Source organism: Treponema sp. R6D11, assembly GCF_054786075.1.
On record NZ_BDHD01000169.1, the window covers coordinates 1 to 3,619 of the forward strand.

The 3,619-nt window shown below is 39.8% G+C and carries 5 protein-coding genes; 2 read left to right on the forward strand and 3 right to left on the reverse strand.

The window, feature by feature from the left end; translation table 11 throughout:
• Window positions 1-34: 34 nt before the first annotated feature.
• Window positions 35-670 carry a MarR family winged helix-turn-helix transcriptional regulator gene (locus tag ACYVTD_RS10560; protein WP_461247737.1) on the reverse strand — a complete coding sequence of 212 codons (636 nt, stop codon included), beginning with the start codon at window positions 668-670 and terminating at the stop codon, window positions 35-37.
• A 218-nt stretch (window positions 671-888) separates the two neighbouring features.
• On the opposite strand from ACYVTD_RS10560, the gene spoVT reads away from it, so the two are divergent.
• Together spoVT and ACYVTD_RS10570 are read left to right on the forward strand one after the other, a co-directional pair.
• Window positions 889-1,437 carry a stage V sporulation protein T gene (spoVT, locus tag ACYVTD_RS10565; RefSeq protein ID WP_461247738.1) on the forward strand — a complete coding sequence of 183 codons (549 nt, stop codon included), beginning with the start codon at window positions 889-891 and terminating at the stop codon, window positions 1,435-1,437.
• Between the two features lie 36 nt (window positions 1,438-1,473).
• On the forward strand, window positions 1,474-2,325 hold the full coding sequence (locus ACYVTD_RS10570; RefSeq protein WP_461247739.1) for a polysaccharide deacetylase family protein: 852 nt from the start codon (window positions 1,474-1,476) through the stop codon (window positions 2,323-2,325).
• Between the two features lie 39 nt (window positions 2,326-2,364).
• On the opposite strand, the gene ACYVTD_RS10575 is transcribed toward ACYVTD_RS10570, so the two are convergent.
• A complete protein-coding gene (locus tag ACYVTD_RS10575) occupies window positions 2,365-3,009 on the reverse strand; it encodes a hypothetical protein (RefSeq protein ID WP_461247740.1) in 645 nt (214 codons plus the stop codon).
• 131 nt (window positions 3,010-3,140) lie between these two features.
• The coding region (locus ACYVTD_RS10580; RefSeq protein WP_461247741.1) for a cation transporting ATPase C-terminal domain-containing protein at window positions 3,141-3,619 on the reverse strand (479 nt) is incomplete at its 5' end.

Genomic DNA, 3,619 nt, shown 5'->3' on the forward strand with positions numbered 1-3,619 from the left:
CGCTTTTTTATATTTCTTAACTAAATTTTCAACCTTAATTATCGCGCTCATTGTTTTTCCCTTTCCTTTTCCAAAATGCTTTACGCATCTCTTTCATTTCTTTATGCATTTCTTTGCGCGCCTCATGAGAAAAATGGTGATGTCCGCGCGCGCCGCCACCATGACTCATCCAATGGTCAATAATCGCATCGCCCATTTTGAGCCTCAATTCATCTGCAACACCATCAGGTATCGGCCTGTCATCCTTCATATGCTCTTGCATAGAAACTATTAGCCTGCCGAGTATATCTCTTAATTTTTCTTGCTCTTCAGCACTCAAGCAATCGAACACATTTGAAACCTCGTTTCCCGACTGCTTTTTCTCCTTGCCAGCTTTAGTGATTTTGATTATCATAACTCTCTTGTCGTCTGCTGACGGTTCTCTTTTTATAAATCCTCCTTTTTCTAATCTAGAGAGTGATTCATTAAGAGAGGAGGTGCGAATGCCAAGCAAGTATGATAAATCTTTCGTCGAAATCCCGTCGTGCATTTTCAGCATCGCTAAAATTCTGCCTTGCCCTCGCGTCGTATCTGACAGGTGCCCGCCAAACATATGACCCTGCATTTTATGCTTCTGTGTGAGCAATTGAAAGGTAGCAAACATCTCTTGTAACTCATCTCTAATATCCATAATTTTATTCCTCCTAAAAGTCTAACAGGTAACTGTTAATTATATTATAACAGGTACCGTTTGATTTGTCAAGCTTTTTTTGAAAATTTTATTGGTAAAATATAATAAAATTCGCCAAAATTAGACATAATAGTAAATATAATGCATCGCAAAAATGATTCCAAGCGAGCTTAATCATTTTTTCTCGCATTATAGTAAATAAAAGGAGCTGAAAACATATGAAAGCAACAGGAGTTGTGCGTCGAATAGACGATTTAGGAAGAGTAGTTATACCAAAAGAAATTAGAAGAACAATGAGAATCCGCGAAGGCGACCCCCTCGAAATTTTCACGAACCACGACGGCGAGGTTATATTTAAAAAGTACTCTCCCATTGGTGAGCTAACCGAATTCGCCACACAATATGCAGAAAGCCTTAGCAAAACGGCGAACAGACCGACGGTTATCACGGATAAAGACAGCATTATCGCAGTATCGGGCGCGTCGAAACGCGAGCTGAGCGACAAAAAAGTTAGCCGTGAATTAGAGGAAATCATGCGTAGCAAACAAGCCATTTTGGTCGAACCGACCGCGGATGACACCGTCCCTATTGTTGAAGACAACGAAAAATATAAAGCATCCGTCATATGCCCGATTCTTTCCGAAGGCGACAGTATTGGCACCGTCGTATTCCTAGACAGCGAAGAAAACGCGGGCAAGCCCGGCGAGGTCGAAAGCATGTTAGCTCAATCCGCCGCGGGTTTCTTAGGTAAACAAATGGAAGATTAGCTTGACTTAATAAAATTATTATGCTAAAATTATTTCATGAAAAAATTTGTCGGATTTGCATTTGCTTCTATTATATTACTATGTGGTGTTTTTGTCGCGTACGGAATTAATTATAATAAACCTGTTGCCACAAACAACAAACCCGTGGTAACTGACACGCCTTCGCCAAGCCCAACTCCAACCCCAACTCCTAGCCCATCGGGCAAACCGAAAGCGACACAAACTAACACGGCGAAGAATATTAGCATACCAATATTGATGTATCACACTTCAAAAGAAGCCGAACCGAAAAGCAGCCTAGCGCAACTTTATGTTAAACCGAGCGAGTTCGAAAAACAGGTGAGCTACTTGAACGATGCGGGGTACACAACCGTTACATTCGATGATTGGGGCAATTTGAAAAACATTAAAAAACCAGTCATGCTAACGTTTGATGACGGATATTTAGAAAATTATACTGAAATTTTTCCTATATTAAAAAAATATAACGTTAAAATCACTTTGTTCCTAACCCTTAATAATATAAAAGGCTCATTTAATGAGAGCAAAATCAAAGAGATGAGCGACAGCGGGCTTGTTAAATTCGAGAGCCATACACTAACGCATCCGAGCCTTGTGCAAGCGTCCAAAAACAACGCAACGCTAACCAAAGAAATCGGGGAGTCTAAAACCAAAGTCGAAGCGATCACAGGCAAGCCAGTTTTAGCCCTTGCATATCCAAACGGCGAATACAACGACGCGGTTATCAAAAAAACTAAAGAATATTATAAATACGGATTGCGTAAAGACGGCGGGAAGCACAACACGAACCTAAGCAATTTCGAGATTCGAAGAAGCCGCGTAAACCGAAGCACTACCCTGGCAAGCTTTAAGCAACTAGTTAAATAAAAAACCGCCGATGGCGGTTTTTATATGCGCGAATAATAACTATTTTATGCTAATAAAATATAAGTTGCCAGCATTTCTCCCAAATTTAACGGTGTATGTTTCGTTTCCTGCGTCACCACCTATATTCTCTTCGGCACAAATGATTTTTGCCGTGTCGCCGCTTATCATTTTAATACTGTTGATTTTAACAATTCTACCATTATCCCCATATCCTTCTAACACTATCTGCTTTTTATTTTTGATAGCTATAACTCCACCTTCTTCGGTTTCCTCCATGCTATTCTTCACAACTACATTAGCAAGATTTTCTATCTCTTTGTCGGTGAAGATCTTGTTAAAATACGCTTTAGCATATTCATTTATTTTTGCATAACTAATTGGGGAGCCCTTATAATATACAATATTCTCTATAATATCTCTATCGCTATTTGTTCTACTAAATAGCAATCCCTTAGCAATTTGGAATTCGTTAAGAAACTTCTTAACCTCCGCTCCGGTTATTGCTTTCGAAGCATTATCTGCCGGAACAGGGGTCTCACTAGCAACCACTGGGGCTGTTTCCGACGGCATAGGCGTCTGGCTTTCCTGCGAATTATTTCTCGCGCCCAAAGCATATGCGCCATAAGCAATCGAACATAATACAACAACGCCGAGAAAGACGAACAAACCAACTTTATTTTTCATTTGTTACCTCCAAAAATATTATAAAATAATTATATCATATATATATATATATATCAGCATGCGGTTTTCTTAAACTAACCTTAATGTTTTTGTAATATTTATTCGAATAAAGTTTTAGTATGCTGAAAGTTTTATTTTAGCTTTTTATTAAACGGCAGGTATAACTCATGAACCAACAGAGGGATCATCGACCAAAGCATAAGCACGCACCATTCTCCGCCAGAGAGCCGAACTGTTTTGAAAATTTCCGTTAAAACCGGAACTTCCGTCACAATTATTTGCAAGAATAACCCAAAAACAAACGCTGCGACCATCATGCCGTTTTCGAAAATCTTGTGCTTAAATATCGAAATTCTAACGTTTCTCATGCCGAACGCGTGGAACAGCTGAGAAACAGCCAAGGTGCAAAACGCGAACGAGCGCGCTTTTGCCGCGATATCTGGGTTTGTTTCTAACATATTTTTTATCACGCCAAAACTCCAAGAGTGCGAATAAGACGCAGGAATATAGAGATACGCCAAAATTGTCATCGCCGAAATTATCACGCCATATATAATCGTCCTTGCAAACTCTCCATTTGCAAACAGGCTCTCCGTCGCGTTTCTTGGCG

What these genes read in the sequence shown, in the direction of transcription:
- spoVT (WP_461247738.1), top strand. Translation starts at nt 889, where the DNA reads ATGAAAGCAACAGGAGTTGTGCGTCGAATAGACGATTTAGGAAGAGTA.
- ACYVTD_RS10560 (WP_461247737.1), bottom strand. Translation starts at nt 670, where the DNA reads ATGGATATTAGAGATGAGTTACAAGAGATGTTTGCTACCTTTCAATTG.
- ACYVTD_RS10575 (WP_461247740.1), bottom strand. Translation starts at nt 3,009, where the DNA reads ATGAAAAATAAAGTTGGTTTGTTCGTCTTTCTCGGCGTTGTTGTATTA.
- ACYVTD_RS10570 (WP_461247739.1), top strand. Translation starts at nt 1,474, where the DNA reads ATGAAAAAATTTGTCGGATTTGCATTTGCTTCTATTATATTACTATGT.